Annotated in this window: 12 protein-coding genes; 11 read left to right on the top strand and 1 reads right to left on the bottom strand. The window is 71.7% G+C overall.

The genetic code is table 11. From position 1 onward, the window contains the following. Nucleotides 1–53 precede the first annotated feature (53 nt). The 6 genes from ASF17_RS08975 (at nt 54) to ASF17_RS08950 (ending at nt 8,487) form a co-directional block, all read left to right on the top strand. Nucleotides 54–2,537: a glycoside hydrolase family 2 protein gene (locus ASF17_RS08975; protein ID WP_055798021.1), complete on the top strand. Its 2,484-nt coding sequence runs from the start codon at nt 54–56 to the stop codon at nt 2,535–2,537. 252 nt (nt 2,538–2,789) lie between these two features. Beyond that, nucleotides 2,790–4,493: an ABC transporter substrate-binding protein gene (locus tag ASF17_RS08970; RefSeq protein ID WP_082475181.1), complete on the top strand. Its 1,704-nt coding sequence runs from the start codon at nt 2,790–2,792 to the stop codon at nt 4,491–4,493. 65 nt (nt 4,494–4,558) lie between these two features. Then, a complete protein-coding gene (locus ASF17_RS08965; protein WP_055798018.1) occupies nt 4,559–5,548 on the top strand; it encodes an ABC transporter permease in 990 nt (329 codons plus the stop codon). Nucleotides 5,549–5,651: 103 nt separating this feature from the next. Then, complete coding sequence (locus ASF17_RS08960; protein WP_055798015.1) at nt 5,652–6,632, top strand: ABC transporter permease; 981 nt, start codon at nt 5,652–5,654, stop codon at nt 6,630–6,632. Then, the gene (locus tag ASF17_RS08955) at nt 6,629–7,585 is read left to right on the top strand and encodes an ABC transporter ATP-binding protein (RefSeq protein ID WP_055798012.1); all 957 of its coding nucleotides are present in this window, start codon (nt 6,629–6,631) and stop codon (nt 7,583–7,585) included. The genes ASF17_RS08960 and ASF17_RS08955 overlap by 4 nt, the downstream gene beginning before the upstream one ends. Next, nucleotides 7,582–8,487: an ABC transporter ATP-binding protein gene (locus tag ASF17_RS08950; protein WP_055798009.1), complete on the top strand. Its 906-nt coding sequence runs from the start codon at nt 7,582–7,584 to the stop codon at nt 8,485–8,487. Before ASF17_RS08955 ends, ASF17_RS08950 begins: the two co-directional genes overlap by 4 nt. 183 nt (nt 8,488–8,670) lie before the next feature. On the opposite strand, the gene ASF17_RS08945 is transcribed toward ASF17_RS08950, so the two are convergent. Further along, a complete protein-coding gene (locus ASF17_RS08945) occupies nt 8,671–9,102 on the bottom strand; it encodes a GNAT family N-acetyltransferase (RefSeq protein WP_055798006.1) in 432 nt (143 codons plus the stop codon). Between the two features lie 133 nt (nt 9,103–9,235). On the opposite strand from ASF17_RS08945, the gene ASF17_RS08940 reads away from it, so the two are divergent. The 5 genes from ASF17_RS08940 to ASF17_RS08920 are packed head-to-tail and all read left to right on the top strand — an operon-like array spanning nt 9,236 to nt 15,063. Then, complete coding sequence (locus ASF17_RS08940) at nt 9,236–10,885, top strand: ABC transporter substrate-binding protein (RefSeq protein ID WP_055798002.1); 1,650 nt, start codon at nt 9,236–9,238, stop codon at nt 10,883–10,885. Beyond that, nucleotides 10,882–11,964, top strand: coding sequence for an ABC transporter permease (locus tag ASF17_RS08935; protein ID WP_082475180.1), 1,083 nt, complete (start codon nt 10,882–10,884; stop codon nt 11,962–11,964). The genes ASF17_RS08940 and ASF17_RS08935 overlap by 4 nt, the downstream gene beginning before the upstream one ends. Beyond that, complete coding sequence (locus ASF17_RS08930; protein WP_082475179.1) at nt 11,961–12,902, top strand: ABC transporter permease; 942 nt, start codon at nt 11,961–11,963, stop codon at nt 12,900–12,902. Before ASF17_RS08935 ends, ASF17_RS08930 begins: the two co-directional genes overlap by 4 nt. Further along, nucleotides 12,899–14,857, top strand: coding sequence for a dipeptide ABC transporter ATP-binding protein (locus ASF17_RS15975; protein WP_082475178.1), 1,959 nt, complete (start codon nt 12,899–12,901; stop codon nt 14,855–14,857). The genes ASF17_RS08930 and ASF17_RS15975 overlap by 4 nt, the downstream gene beginning before the upstream one ends. Beyond that, nucleotides 14,854–15,063 (top strand): hypothetical protein, encoded by a 210-nt coding sequence (locus tag ASF17_RS08920; protein ID WP_055797999.1) that lies wholly within the window; start codon nt 14,854–14,856, stop codon nt 15,061–15,063. Before ASF17_RS15975 ends, ASF17_RS08920 begins: the two co-directional genes overlap by 4 nt. Nucleotides 15,064–15,124: the final 61 nt, after the last annotated feature.

Below are 15,124 nucleotides of genomic sequence, written 5' to 3'. Positions count from 1 at the left end.
ACAAAGTCCGACAGCGCGACAGCGACGTCGCGCACCTCCTAGCAAGGGCACCCATGGTCTTCTCACCCCTCCACGACGGCTGGACCCTCGAAGCCGTCTCCGGCCCCCTCCCCGACGACCTCGCCACCCGGCTCGCCGGCACGACGATCCCCGCGACCGTCCCCGGCTGCGCCCACACCGACCTCCTCGCCGAGGGCCTCATCACCGACCCGTTCGACGGCGACGCCGAGGCCGCCCAGCAGTGGATCGGCAGCACCGTCTGGCGCTACGCCACCACGTTCGACTGGAGCGACGATGGCTCCGACCGCCACGACCTCGTCGCCGAGGGCCTCGACACCGTCGCCCGCGTCGAGCTGAACGGCGTGCTCGTCGCCGAGACCGAGAACCAGCACCGCAGCCACCGCATCGACGTGAAGGAGGCGCTGGTCACCGGTGCGAACCGCCTCACCATCACCTTCGCCGCCCCCGTCGCCGAGGTCGAGGCGCGGGTCGAGCAGCACCGCGCCCTCCCGCACGTCAACCACCACCCCTTCAACATGCTGCGGAAGTCCGCCAGCAACTTCGGCTGGGACTGGGGCGTCGACGTCGCCACCAGCGGCATCTGGAAGCCCATCGGACTCGACAGCTGGTCGGGCGTCCGCATCGCGTCGGTCCGGCCGCTGGTCGACGTCACCGACGAGGGCGGCGTGCTCGACGCGCACGTCAACCTCGAATGGGCGGGCGGCGAGGGCGCGGGCGGCGGGTCGACCGAGGTGACGGTCGTGGTCGACGGGCACCGCGCCTCCTCGGCGATGACGGCCGGCGAGACCGCCGTGAGCCTGCGACTCGTCGTGCCCGACGCCGAGCTCTGGTGGCCGCGCGGTCACGGCGCCCAGCCGCTCTACCCCGTCAGCGTCACGCTGAGCACCTCGCCCGACGAACCGTGGGAGGCGCGGGTCGGCTTCCGCACGGTCGCCCTCGACACCGCACCCGACGCCCACGGCACCCCCTTCACGGTGTCGGTCAACGGCGAGGTCGTGCAGATCCGCGGCGCGAACTGGATCCCCGACCACGCGTTCCTCACCGAGATGGACGCCGCCCGCTACCGGCGCCGGGTGGCCGACGCCACCGACGCGAACATGAACCTGCTGCGGGTCTGGGGCGGCGGCATCTACGAGTCGCACGACTTCTACGACGCCTGCGACGAGGCCGGCGTGCTCGTCTGGCAGGACTTCCTGTTCGCCTGCGCCGCCTACGCCGAGGAGGCCTGGCTGGCCGACGAGGTCGAGGCCGAGGCGCGCGAGGCCATCACCCGGCTCAGCCGGCACGCGTCGCTCGCCATCTGGAACGGCAACAACGAGAACATCTGGGGTTTCGTCGAGTGGGGCTGGCGCGCCGAGCTGGCCGGCCGTACCTGGGGCGAGGGCTACTACCGCTCGCTGCTGCCGGCGCTCGTCGCGGAGCTCGACGGCACCCGGCCGTACTCGCCGGGCAGCCCCTACTCGTTCGGCGACTACCTGCACCCGAATGACGCCCGACACGGCACGATGCACATCTGGGACGTCTGGAACGACCGCGACTACACCGCCTACGCCGAGTACCCGGCGCGGTTCGTCTCGGAGTTCGGGTTCCAGGGGCCGCCCGCGTGGTCGACCCTGGCCGCCGTCGTGCACGACGAGCCGATGGAGCCCTACGGCCACGAGATGCTCGTGCACCAGAAGGCCGACGACGGCAACCTCAAGCTCGAGCGGGGCCTCGTCGGGCATCTGCCGTCGCCGAACGGCATCGACGAGTGGCACTGGGCCACCCAGCTGAACCAGGCGGCCGCGATCCGCTTCGGCATCGAGCACTTCCGGTCACTCGCCCCGCTCAACACCGGCACGATCGTCTGGCAGCTGAACGACGACTGGCCCGTCGTCTCGTGGGCCGCCGTCGACTTCGACGAGCACCGCAAGCCGCTGTGGTTCGCCCTGCGAGCCGCCTACGAGCCGCGGCTGGCGACCATCCAGCCCCGCGCCTCCGGCCTCTCGCTCGTGCTGTTGAACGACACGGCGGCCGCCTGGCACGGCACGGCGCGCGTGGCCGTCGCCTCCCTCGACGCCGGCGGCTCACGTCGCGACGTCGTCGACGTGCCGATCGCCGTGGAGGCGCGGGGTGCGTCGACAACGCTGCTTCCCGCCGAACTCGTCGCCAGCCTCGACCCGGGCACCGAGGTGCTCGTCGTCGACCTCGATGGATTCGGGGCCGGGCGGGCCGTCTGGAACGCCGCCGAGGTCGTCGGGCAGCGACTCGACCCCGGTGCCGTCAGCGCGACGGCGACGCCCGACGGCGACGACGTGCTCGTCACGGTGGCCGCCTCGGCGTACGCCCGCGACGTGACGCTGCTCGTCGACCGCGCCGCACCGCGGGCGACCGTCGACCGGGGGCTCGTGACGCTGCTGTCGGGGGAGAGCGCCGTGTTCCGCGTCTCGGCGACCGACGGGGTCGACGCCGCGCGGTTCGCGGCGGACGATGTCGTGCGGCACGCGGGCGCGCTATTGGGGGTCGTCGCGCTCTGAGCTGAGAGCACGGGCCGCGCGGATCATCCGCGCGGCCCCTTCGGCGCGCCCGCAGAGAGCCGGCGCCCGGGTGGCGCCAGTCACGAGCAGCGGATCGCGCGGGGCGCTCGCCGAACCTGAGCGCTCCTCCGAACAAACTTGACGAGCTTTATTTAGTCGGGTAACAATGGCCCAGCAGTGCGACGACGCCTGTGACAACGATGTCAGCACCGCCCCGGGTGGCCCCGCGACGGTGCAGCGAAAGGATCGACGATGTTCCTCCGTGCCTCGACCGGCCACCGGCCCGTCCGCCCCCGCTGGGTCGTGGGGGCCGCTGCCGCCGCCTCCCTCGCCCTCGTCCTCACCGGCTGCTCCGCCGGCGGCTCGAACTCGAGCTCCACCCCCTCCGACACCCTGGTCGTCTACACCGGCCAGGCCGGCGACTACCAGATCAACTTCAACCCGTACTCGCCCTCGAGCATCGGCGGCATCGGCGCGATCTACGAGTCGCTGTTCTTCGTCACGAACGTCAACACCGAGGCCTACGAGCCCCTGCTCGGCACCGAGTACACCTGGAACGACGCCGGCACCGAGCTCGCCGTCACCCTGCGCGACGACGCCACCTGGAGCGACGGCGAGCCCTTCACCGCCGACGACGTCGTCTTCACGTTCCAGATGCTGCTCGACACCCCGTCGCTGAACACCAGCGGCTTCGACGGCACCGTCACGGCGCCCGACGACACCCACGTCGTCTTCACCTGGGACAAGCCCGCGTTCGTCGCCGGCCCCACCCTGCTCGGCCGCACCCCGATCGTGCCCGAGCACCTCTGGTCGGGCATCGACCCCACCACCGACGTCATGGCCGAGCCCGTCGGCACCGGCGCGTTCACGCTCGAGAACTTCAAGGCGCAGGCGTTCACGCTGGCCTCGAACCCCGAGTACTGGGGCGGCGAGCCCGAGGTCAAGAAGGTCCGCTACCTGTCGCTCTCGGGCAACACGGCCGGCGCCGACGCGCTCGCCGCGGGCACCATCGACTGGCAGACCGGGCCCGTCCCCGACATGGAGAACGTGTCCGAGAACTACCCGGGTTACGACGCGGTGACCATCCCGCAGAACCAGGTCGCGCTGCTGACCTGCTCGAGCGTCGAGCTCGGCTGCGAGGGCCCCCAGACCGACCCGGCCGTCCGCCAGGCGATCTACCACGCGCTGAACCGCGACCAGGTGAACTCGCTCGCGTTCCAGAACACCGCCAGCGAGATCTCGCCGACCTTCGCGCTCACCTCGACGCAGGAGGATCTCATCTCCGCCGACGTCGCCGAGCCCGTCGCCCCCTCGGCCCCCGACCTCGACACGAGCGCCGAGCTCCTCGAAGGGGCCGGCTACACGAAGGGCGCAGACGGCGTCTACGCCAAGGACGGCGAGCCGCTGAAGCTCACCGTCGAGGTCGTCACCGGCTGGACCGACTACATCACCGCCATCGACACCATGGGTCAGCAGCTGAAGGCCGCCGGCATCGAGCTGACCGCCTCGCAGTCGTCGTGGAACGAGTGGACCGACAAGAAGAGCAAGGGCAACTACGAGCTCGCGATCGACTCGCTCGGCCAGGGCCCCGCGTCCGACCCGTTCTACCTCTACGACCAGTACTTCAACACGGCCTACACGGCCGAGGTCGGCGAGGCCGCTCCCACGAACATGGCGCGCTTCAGCGACCCCGCCGTCGACGCCGCGCTCGCCGAGCTGAAGGCCGTCGACCCCGCCGACACCGCGGCCCGTCAGGCGCAGTTCGACGTCATCCAGGCCGCGATCGTCGAGGACATGCCCTACATCCCCGTCATGACGGGCGGCACGACGAGCGAGTTCCACTCGTCGAAGTTCACCGGCTGGCCCACGATGGACGACCTGTACGCGTTCCCCGCGATCTGGGCCTCGCCCGACAACGCTCAGGTCTTCAAGAACCTGAAGCCCACGGGCGAGTAGGCGATCGTCGTGACCGAGGAGGAGACGGCCGGCCCCGAGACGACGTCGAGGCCGGGTGAGGGTTCGTGAACTACTTCGTCAGGAAGCTGGGCTTCTACGCCATCGCGCTGTGGGCGGCGTTGACCCTGAACTTCATGATCCCGCGCCTGCTGCCGGGCAACCCCGTCGACATCCTGCTGGCCAAGCTCCAGCAGCGAGGCGGCGTGGTGACGGCGGACACCCGAGAGGCCTACACGCTCCTCCTCGGCGGCGACTCGTCCGAGCCGCTGCCCGTGCAGTACGGGAACTACCTGATCAACATCCTCCGCGGCGACCTCGGGGTCTCGGTGAGCTACTTCCCGGCACCGGTCAGCGAGGTCATCGCAGGGTCGCTGCCGTGGACGATCATGCTCGTCGGCATCGCCACCGTGATCGGCGCCGCCCTCGGCGTCCTGCTCGGCGCCTTCGTCGGCTGGAAGCCGGGCACCTGGCTCGACTCGCTCGTGCCGGCGACGACGCTGCTCGCGGCGGTGCCGTACTTCTGGCTCGCGCTGATCCTCGTCTACGTGCTCGCCACGTCGATGAGGCTGTTCCCCTCGCAGGGCGGCTACGACGTCGTCCTCGACCCGGGCTGGGACTGGGCGTTCATCTCGTCGGCGATCGAGTACGGGTTCCTGCCCGCGCTCACCATCGTCATCGCGTCGCTCGGCGGCTGGCTGCTCGGCATGCGCAACATGATGGTGTCGACCCTCTCGGAGGACTACATCCTCACGGCGCAGGCCAAGGGACTCAGCCAGGGGCGCATCCTGCGCGGCTACGCGGCCCGCAACGCGGTGCTGCCGAGCGTCGCCGGGTTCGCCATCTCGCTCGGCTTCGTCGTGTCGGGGTCGATCGTCACCGAGCAGGTGTTCTCGTACCCGGGCATCGGCGGCAAGCTCCTCTCGGCCGTCACGAACAACGACTACGCGCTGATGCAGGGCATCTTCCTGTTCATCACGCTGGCCGTGCTCGGCGCCAACCTCGTGGTCGACCTGTTCTACGGGATCATCGACCCCCGCACCCGGGCCCGCAGCTGATGCGCGGCGCACGGACCGGAGCCCCGGAGGCGCGACCCACCCGGGTGGGCCGCTCCCGGACACAGACACCGCGCCTCCTGCAGGCCGATCTCGGAGAAGACTCATGACGAACGTCGCGCCCCTCACGGAGGCCGCGGTCGCGGATCCGACCGCCGAGCTCGCGTCGGCGTCCGCCGACAGCGGCAAGCCGCCCCGCTCGCCCTGGCGGCTGATGCTGCCGACCATGACGCCGTGGCTCGCCACCGGCCTCGCCCTCATCGGCGCGATCGTGCTGTTCGGCGTCGTCGGGCCGTTCCTCGTCGGCGACCCGGCCGCCATCCGCGACATCGGTCTGACCGGACCGTCGGCCCAGCACCTGCTCGGCACGACGCAGACCGGGCAGGACGTCTTCGCGCAGCTGGCCTGGGCCACCCGCGGCTCGCTGCAGATCGGGCTGATCGTCGGGGTGCTCGCCACCGCTCTGTCGGCCTTCTTCGGGATCCTCGGCGCGTACATCGGCGGCGTCACCGACGAGGCGTTCTCGCTCTTCTCGAACGTGTTCCTGGTGATCCCGGGGCTGCCTCTCGTCATCGTCATCTCGGGCTTCGTGCCGCAGGAGCAGCGCGGGCTCTGGACGATCGGCGTGGTGCTGGCGATCACCGGCTGGGCGGCGTCGTCCCGCGTGCTGCGGGCGCAGACCCTGTCGATCCGGTCGCGCGACTACGTGGCCGCGTCGCGGGTCGCCGGCGAACGGCCGTGGCGCGTCATCACGGTCGAGATCCTGCCGAACCTGCTGCCGGTGCTCGCCTCGCAGTTCGTGTTCGCCGTCATCGCGGCGATCCTCGGCGAGGCCGGGCTGTCGTTCCTCGGGCTCGGGGCGTCGAACTCGTCGACCCTCGGCACGATGCTCTTCTACGCCCAGAACGGCTTCGCCCTGCCGCTCGGCGCCTGGTGGTGGTTCGGTCCTCCCGGTCTGATCATCGCCCTGTTCGGAACCGGCCTCTCGCTGATCAACTTCTCGATCGACGAGATCATCAACCCCAAGCTCAAGAACGTCCGATTGCACCGCAAGCAGGCGCGCCGGGCCCGGAAGGCAGCACGATGACCCCCACCCAGGAGGCGCCGGTCGCGTCGCGCACGACGACCCGCCGTGACGCCGTGCTCACCATCGACGACCTGACGGTCGTGTACGAGGTCGAGAACCCCGTCACCGCCGTGAAGTCGGCCAGCCTCACCCTCGGACCGGGGGAGATCCTCGGGCTCGCGGGGGAGTCGGGCTGCGGCAAGACGACGCTCGCCTACGCGATCAACCGACTGCACCGGCCGCCGGCGCGCATCGCGAGCGGGTCGGTGACGTTCCACGACCGCGACGGCACCGACGTCGACCTGCTCGCCCTCGAGTCGGAGGAGCTGCGGGCGTTCCGCTGGTCGAAGCTGTCGATGGTGTTCCAGGGGGCGATGAACGCCCTCAACCCGGTCACCACCGTGCGCGCCCAGCTCGAGGACGTCCTGATCACGCATCGTCGCGGGATGTCGAAGAAGGAGCGCCGCGACCGGGCGGCCGAGGTGCTCACCCGCGTCGGCGTCGACCCCGTCCGGCTGTCGTCGTACCCGCACGAGCTCTCGGGCGGCATGCGGCAGCGCGTCATGATCGCGATGGCCATGCTGCTCGAGCCGCAGATCATGATCATGGACGAGCCCACCACGGCCCTCGACGTCGTCGTGCAGCGCGACATCCTGCGCGAGATCGTCCGCCTCCGCGACGAGCTCGACTTCGCCGTCGTCTTCATCACCCACGACCTGCCGCTGCTGCTCGAGATCAGCGACCGGATCGCCGTCATGCTGCAGGGCGAGATCGTCGAGCTGTCGACCGCGCAGCAGATCTACACGGACCCGCAGCACCCGTACACCCGCCGCCTCCTCAGCTCGTTCCCGAGTCTCAGCGGGTCGCGCGGCGCCTTCATCCGCACCGGCGTCGACGAGGGGTCACCCGTCGACACCGACACCCGCTCCGTCGTGCTGCCCACGCCGGACGACCTCGAGGACGGCCTCCGATGACGAGCATCCAGATCACCGACCTGACGAAGGACTTCTCGGTCGGGTCGGGCTTCTCGCGCAAGGCGTTCCGCGCCGTCGACCACGTCTCGTTCGACCTGCTGCCCGGACGCACCGTCGCCCTCGTCGGCGAGTCCGGCTCGGGCAAGTCGACCATCGCCCGGATGCTCGCCAAGCTCGAGAAGCCCACCTCGGGCACCATCGACGTTCAGCTCGACGACGGCACGCCCGTGATGGGCTCGCTCTACCGCCGGCACGTGCAGATGGTCTTCCAGGACCCGTTCGCGTCGCTGAACCCGTTCCACTCGATCGAGCACCACATCGCGCGACCGCTCAGGCTGCACCGGCGCACCCGCGGTGCCGAGCAGACGCACGAGCGCGTGCTCGAGATGCTCGAGCGGGTGAACCTGCGGCCCGCGGCCGACATTGCGGCCCGACGACCGCACGAGCTGTCGGGCGGGCAGCGGCAGCGCGTCGCCATCGCCCGCGCTCTCGCGCCGGGCGCGCAGGTGCTCATCGCCGACGAGCCCGTCTCGATGCTCGACGTGTCGATCCGCCTGGGCGTGCTCAACCTGCTCGGGCGGCTGCAGCGGGAGGACAACCTCGCCGTGCTCTACATCACCCACGACCTCGCCACCGCACGGCACTTCTCGGACGAGATCCTCGTGCTCTACCGCGGCCGGGTCGTCGAGCGCGGACCCGCCGACGCCGTCATCCTCGACCCGCACCACGACTACACGAAGCTGCTCGCGCTCGCCGCGCCCGACCCCGAGCGCGTCGGAAAGATCGTCTCGGACGAGGCCGCCCCCGACCGGGCCGCCCTCGACAACTCGGTCTGCTTCAACCACTACACGGGCGCGTGGGAGACCGCGCACGTGAAGGGCGAGGCGCCCGCGCGGGTGTGAGGCGTGAGGCGCGAGGCTTGAGGCGCGGGACCGGGGCTCGGGCGCGGGCTTCGGGATCGGGCTTCGGGATCGGGTTCCGCGTCGCGCGGGGATCGAGTGGTCGGTCGATGCGGTCAGGGGCGTCGGACGGGACATCTTCTGACCAGTCGATCCGCGCCTCCTCGGCTGATGCGAGGCGGCAGGTCAGGCGGGGCGGTGCGTCATGTAGGCGTCGACGTCGTCGGCCGCGTCGAGCACGAAGCCGTGGCGCTCGTAGAGGCGGCGCGCGGCACTGCCGACCAGCACGTTGAGACGGAAGGAGGCGCGGCCCGGCTCCGCGAGCACGGTGCGGAGCACCTCGGCTCCGACCCCGCGGCCCTGCACCGACGGTTCGAGGTAGAAGTGCTCGATCCAGCGGGCGCCGTCGGCCGGGCGCACCGCGATGGACCCGACGTCGCGCCCGTCGACGACCACGACGCGCGTGCACGCAGGGTCGTACGCATCGCGCATCCGCTGGCGCACGCGCACCTCGTCGAACACGCCGAGTCGGGTCAGATCGGGCCGCATCACCTCGGCCCGCAGCTCGAGCAGCCAGTCGAGGTCGTCGGCCGTCGCGGGGCGGAGCGTGATCTGCACCCGACGAGCCTAGGGCGGCGCCGCAGGGGCCGGAGACACGTAACGAGTGCGTTAAGCCTCGGCTCTCGACTCGTGGATGCCGCGCGACTCCCTTATCGTTCACCGGAACGATAAACCGGAAGGCCATACCCGTATGACACCGATCGTCCCCGACCATCCGCGCCTGCGCGAGAGCAGAGAGGGCTCCCGCGACGCAGAATCCCGCGGCCCGAGCCGGCGCACCGTCCTCACCGGCGCCGCGGGTCTCGCGGGTCTCGCCGGCCTCCTCACCCTCGCCGGCTGCGCCCCCGCCCGCAGCACCCCGACCATCCCCGAGGCCGCCGCCACGGGCACGGCGAAGCGGGGCGGGCGCCTCCGCATCGCGCGCCCGGCCGCCAGCGCCGCCGAGACCCTCGACTCCGCCAGCTCGCTCTCCGCCTACGAGTACCTCGGGGCCCTCTACAACCGCCTCGTGAAGCTCGACGAGCAGGGCGTCACGGTGCCCGACCTCGCCGAGGAGTGGTCCGCCACCCCCGACGGCGTCACGTGGACGTTCCGCCTCCGCTCGGGCGTCCGGTTCCACGACGGCCGCCGCTTCACCGCCGCGGACGCGATCTACTCGATCGAGCACATCCTCGACCCCGAGACCGCCTCGCCGCAGGGCGAGGTGCTGGCGGCGATGATCGGCCCGGGCAGCATGAGCGCCCCCGACCCGCTCACGCTCCGCATCGAGCTGCTGACCGCGAACGCCGAGTTCCCCTCGCTGCTGACCGCGTACCAGTGCTACATCATCCCCGAGGGCAGCGCCGACCCCGCGAACGGCCCCACGATCGGCACCACCGGCATCGGCACCGGTCCGTTCCGCCTCAGCGGCTTCGAGCCCGCGGGCACGGGCAGCATCGAGGCCTACGACGACCACTTCGCCGGTCGCCCCGCCCTCGACGGCATCGACTTCTCCTCGATCCAGGACACCACGGCCCGCGTCAACGCCCTGCTCGCCGGTCAGATCGACCTCATCTCGCAGACGAACCTCGACTTCGCCACCGCTCAGGTCGTCAGCGCGTCGAGCACCGCGACCGTCGCCCGCTCGGCGAACGCGCAGTGGTACACGATCCCGATGCTGCACACGAGCGCCGAGTTCAGCGACCCCCTGGTGCGCCAGGCGATGAAGCTCGCCTACGACCCGCAGGCGATCGTCGACACGGCCCTGCAGGGGACCGGCACCGCCGGCTGGGACAACCCCGTGCCTCCCACCCAGGCCGTCTGGCTCGACGAGCAGCGAGCGTACGACCCCGAGCAGGCGCGGGCGCTGCTGAAGAAGGCGGGCCGTGAGGGCCTCCGCACCGAGATCTTCACCTCGAGCTACGAGTCCGTGTTCACCCCGATGGCCGTCGCCTACCGCGACCAGGTGCGCGAGGCGGGCATCGACCTCGTCGTCCGCAACGCGTCGTCCGACTCGTACTACACGCAGATCTGGATGCAGAAGCCGCTGATGGTCAGCTACTGGTTCACGGGACGCCCGATCGACCAGCTGCTGAACCAGATCTTCCGCACCGGCTCGTCGTACAACGAGAGCGCCTGGTCGAACCCGACCTTCGACGCCCTGCTCGACGACGCCCGCGCCGAGATGGACGACGCCCGCCGCGCCACGCTCTACCAGGACGCCCAGCGCCTCATCGTCGACGACGCGGCCGACATGACCCCCATGTTCGGCGACCGCCTCGTCGGCATCGGCCGCGACGTCGTCAACTACCGCGAGTACGGCTTCGAGTTCGACTACCTCCAGATCGGACTGCGCGCATGAGCACCACGACACCGACCCCCGCCCCGAAGACGCCGCCCACGGGCGACGCGGGCACCGGAAGCCGAGGAGGCGCACCCACGACCCCGCGCCCGTCACGCCCCGGCCGCCCGGCACTCAGCACCCTGCTGCTCGTGCTGCGTCGCATCGGCACCGCCCTGCTCACCGTGCTGCTCGCGTCGTTCCTGGTGTTCTTCGCCGTGCAGGCGCTGCCGGGGGACGTCGCGCAGCAGCTGCTCGGACAGGACGCCACGCCCGACGCCGTCGCCGCCCTCCGCGAGACGCTCGGGCTCGATCAGAACGTCTGGGCCCGCTACGGCGAGTGGCTGCTCGGCGCGAGCCACGGCGACTTCGGCGTCTCGCTGGTCAGCGGCGCCCCGGTCGGCCCCGACCTGCTGATCGCGTTCCGCAACAGCATGCTGATCGCCGTGCCCGCGCTGCTCGTCGGCGTCGCGGTCTCTCTGACTCTCGGCGTCATCGCCGGGGTGCGTCGCGGCCGACCGAGCGACCACGCGATCTCGCTGATCAGCCTCATCGTCATGAGCGTCCCCGAGTTCATGGTGGCGACCATCCTCGTGCTCCTCTTCGCGGTCGCGATCCCGATCTTCCCGGCGGTGGTGCTGCGCGGCGACAGCGCGACGGTCGCCGAGCTGCTGCCGAGCGTCTGGCTGCCGGCGATCGTGCTGACCCTCGCCATGGCGGCCTACATCGTGCGGACCGCCCGGTCGTCGACGATCGACGTCATGGCGTCCGAGTTCGTCACGACCGCCGAGCTGAAGGGGCTGACGACCCGGCAGGTGGTGTGGCGCCACGCCGTGCCGAGCGCGCTGCTGCCGACGCTCACCGTCGTCGCGCTCAACGTCGCCTGGCTGCTGGGCGGCGTGGTCGTCGTCGAGAACGTCTTCAACTACCCGGGCATGGGCAAGCTCATGCTCGAGTCCGTCTTCAACCGCGATCTGCCCACCATCCAGGCGATCGCCGTCGTCAGCGCCCTGGTCTACGTCGTCTGCAACCTCGCGGCCGATCTGATCGCCCTCGCGCTCGACCCGCGACTCCGCACCCGACGGAAGGCCCGCTCATGAGCACCACGACGAACGGGACCGAGGAGGCGCGGGTCGCGTCGACCGGTCGCCCCGACGCCCCGAAGACCATCGGCACGCGACTGCGCGGTCTCGCGACCGGTCTGACCAGCAGCATCAGCGCCTCCTCGGCTCTCGGCATCGGCCTGGGACTCATCGCCCTGCACATCGCGCTGGCCCTGCTCGCACCGCTGATCGCGGGGCACGACCCCGTCGCCACCGACTCGACGGCCGCCCTGACCGGCACGAGCTGGGCGCACTGGCTCGGCACCGACCAGTACGGTCGCGACATCCTCTCGCGCACCCTGCACGGCGGGCAGTACGCGCTGCTCGTGACGTTCCTCGCGACCACGATCGCGGTGAGCATCGGCACGGTGCTCGGCTGCATCACCGCGTACGCCGACGACTGGTTCGACGAGGTCGTCATGCGCATCGTCGACGCGCTGCTCAGCGTCCCGTCGATCCTCGCCCTGCTGGTCGTCGTGACCGTCTTCGACTCGGGGCTGTGGGTGATCGTGCTCGCCGTCACCGTCGTCTACGCGCCGGCCGTCACCCGGGTCGTCCGCGGGGCCGCCCGCACCGTGATCACGCAGGACTACGTCACCGCCGCCCGGGCCCGCGGCGAGGGGGCGCTGAGCATCGTGTTCCGCGAGATCCTGCCGAACGTGCTCGACGTCGTGCTGGTCGAGTTCGCGATGCGCGCCTCGTGGATCGTGCTGCTCATCTCGACCCTGTCGTTCCTCGGGTTCGGGGCCAACCCGCCGACTCCCGACTGGGGGCTCATGGTCCAGGAGAACCGCACGGCCCTCACCGTCGTGCCGATGGGCACCCTCGCGCCCGTCGTCGCGCTCGCCACCCTCGTCATCGGCCTCAACCTCAGCGCCGACGGACTCAGCAAGACGCTCGGCGTGGACCGCGCGCAGAAGGGGGCCGTCGCATGACCGCCGTGAACCCGGACCGAGGAGGCGCGGCGCCCGTCGCCCCCACCGCCTCCGATCCCGTCGTGGTCGTCGACGACCTCTCGATCTCGTACGCCGCAGGGCGCCGCGAGGTGCCCGTCGTGCGCGGCGTCGGCTTCACCATCGCCCCCGGCCGCGCTCTCGGACTCGTCGGCGAGAGCGGCAGCGGGAAGTCGACCGTGGCCCGCACGCTGCTGGCGCATCTGCGGCGGGGCTCGCGCATCGTCGGCGGCAGCGTCCGCGTCGCCGGCGACGACGTGTTCGCGCTCGACGACCGCTCGCGGCGCGCCCTCCGCGGGGGCACGGCGGCCCTCGTCGCCCAGAACGCCGGTCAGGCGCTGACCCCCTCGATGCGGGTCGGCCGCCAGCTGCGCGAGGCGCTCGAGAGTCACGGACTCCCCGGCGGGGACGACCGCGTGCTCGAACTCGTCCGTCACGTGCGGCTGCCCGACCCCGAGACGATCGTGCGGCGCTACCCCCACCAGCTCTCGGGAGGTCAGCAGCAGCGGATCGCCATCGCCATGGCCATCGCCGCCCGCCCGCGCCTGCTCGTGCTCGACGAGCCGACGACGGCGCTCGACGTCGTGACGCAGTCCGCCGTGCTCGAGCTGATCCGCGACCTCGCCGTCGAACTCGACATGGCGATCGTGCTCGTCAGCCACGACCTCGGCGTCGTGTCGAGCATGGCCGACGAGATCGCCGTGATGCACGACGGCGAGATCGTCGAGCACCGGCCCACCGCCGACCTGTTCGCCGACCCGCGACACGAGTACACGCGCGAGCTGCTCGCCAGCATCCCCCGCGTCCACGGAGCGGACGGTGCTCGACACGACGCCGGGCACCCGGCGTCCGCCGACGGCGACTCGCTCGCCGCGCGACTGATGCGGCGCGCGGAGTCGCTGCTCGGGAAGGTCACGGACGGCGCGGCGTCGCGGTCCGTGACCGGAGGCGCGGTGTCGCCCGCGTCGCCCGCCGCGGCGACCGGTGCTGTGAGGTCCGACGCGGTGACGGGTGCTGCGGCGTCGGATGCGTCCGACGCGTCGGCCTCGACCTCGGCGGCCCCCGTCGTGCAGGCGCGCGAGCTCGTCGTCCGGTACGGGCGCGGGCTCCCCGCCGCCGTCGACGGGGTGTCGTTCGAGATCGGCCGCCGCGAGACGCTGGCCGTCGTCGGCGAGTCCGGCAGCGGCAAGTCGACGCTCGCCCTGGCCATGGCGGGGCTCATCCCGGCCGAGTCGGGGGCGTTCGCCTTCCGAGGGGCGGGAGGGGGCGTGGCCGTCGACGGCGACCTGACCCAGCCCGTCGCCCGGCGCAGCGCCGAGCTGCGGCGCGCGGTGCAGCTGATCTTCCAGAACGCCGACACGTCGCTCAACCCGCGACGGACCGTCGGCGCCGCCGTGGCCCGTCCGCTGAAGCTCTTCACCGGCAGCACGTCGCTCGACCGGGTCGCCGAGCTGCTCGTCGAGGTGGGTCTCACGCCCGACTTCGCCACGCGCCTCCCCGCGCAGCTCTCGGGCGGTCAGCGTCAGCGCGTCGGCATCGCCCGGGCGCTCGCCGCCGGCCCCGAGCTGATCATCGCCGACGAGATCACGACCGCGCTCGACGTCCGCGTGCAGGCCGGGGTGCTCGACCTCCTCGCGGGGCTGCGCGACGACAAGGGGCTCAGCTGCCTCTTCATCAGTCACGACCTCGCCGTCGTCCGCGGGGTCGCGGATCGGGTGGCCGTCATGACCGGCGGCCGCCTGGTCGAGGTCGGTCCCGCCGATCGCGTCTTCGGCGGTCCGAATCACCCGTACACGCGCACGCTGCTCGAGGCGACGCTCGACCCCGGCACCACCGAGCTGCCCGGGGTCGGCGACGGTCGGCCGCGGTGGCGCGACGCCGACGGCTGGGACGACCTCGGCGACGGACACCGCATCAAGCACTGGGAGGCGATGTGAGCACGACCGAGACGACCACGGCCGAGACGACCGAGACGACGGAGACGACGGGCACGACCGGCGCCTCGCGGTCGACGCTGCGCGAGCGCGCCCGGGACGAGGAGGCGCAGGCCGGCCTCCGCGCCGAGGCCCACCTCGAGCGCCGGGTCGAGATGCGGGCCGTCGCCACGGACGGCCGCGGCCGACGCGACGGGACCGCCTCGTGACCGGGGGCGGCGGCTCGGCCGACCCGCGCCTCCTGGGTCATCCCCGCCCCGTGCACGCGGT

It is taken from the genome of Frigoribacterium sp. Leaf263, from assembly GCF_001422285.1.
Classification (GTDB): domain Bacteria; phylum Actinomycetota; class Actinomycetes; order Actinomycetales; family Microbacteriaceae; genus Frigoribacterium.
The sequence above is the reverse complement of the archived record's forward strand: the minus strand, read 5'-3'. Positions and strand labels throughout refer to the sequence as shown.

What these genes read in the sequence shown, in the direction of transcription:
- ASF17_RS08975 (WP_055798021.1), top strand. Translation starts at nt 54, where the DNA reads ATGGTCTTCTCACCCCTCCACGACGGCTGGACCCTCGAAGCCGTCTCC.
- ASF17_RS08970 (WP_082475181.1), top strand. Translation starts at nt 2,790, where the DNA reads ATGTTCCTCCGTGCCTCGACCGGCCACCGGCCCGTCCGCCCCCGCTGG.
- ASF17_RS08960 (WP_055798015.1), top strand. Translation starts at nt 5,652, where the DNA reads ATGACGAACGTCGCGCCCCTCACGGAGGCCGCGGTCGCGGATCCGACC.
- ASF17_RS08955 (WP_055798012.1), top strand. Translation starts at nt 6,629, where the DNA reads ATGACCCCCACCCAGGAGGCGCCGGTCGCGTCGCGCACGACGACCCGC.
- ASF17_RS08950 (WP_055798009.1), top strand. Translation starts at nt 7,582, where the DNA reads ATGACGAGCATCCAGATCACCGACCTGACGAAGGACTTCTCGGTCGGG.
- ASF17_RS08940 (WP_055798002.1), top strand. Translation starts at nt 9,236, where the DNA reads ATGACACCGATCGTCCCCGACCATCCGCGCCTGCGCGAGAGCAGAGAG.
- ASF17_RS08935 (WP_082475180.1), top strand. Translation starts at nt 10,882, where the DNA reads ATGAGCACCACGACACCGACCCCCGCCCCGAAGACGCCGCCCACGGGC.
- ASF17_RS08930 (WP_082475179.1), top strand. Translation starts at nt 11,961, where the DNA reads ATGAGCACCACGACGAACGGGACCGAGGAGGCGCGGGTCGCGTCGACC.
- ASF17_RS15975 (WP_082475178.1), top strand. Translation starts at nt 12,899, where the DNA reads ATGACCGCCGTGAACCCGGACCGAGGAGGCGCGGCGCCCGTCGCCCCC.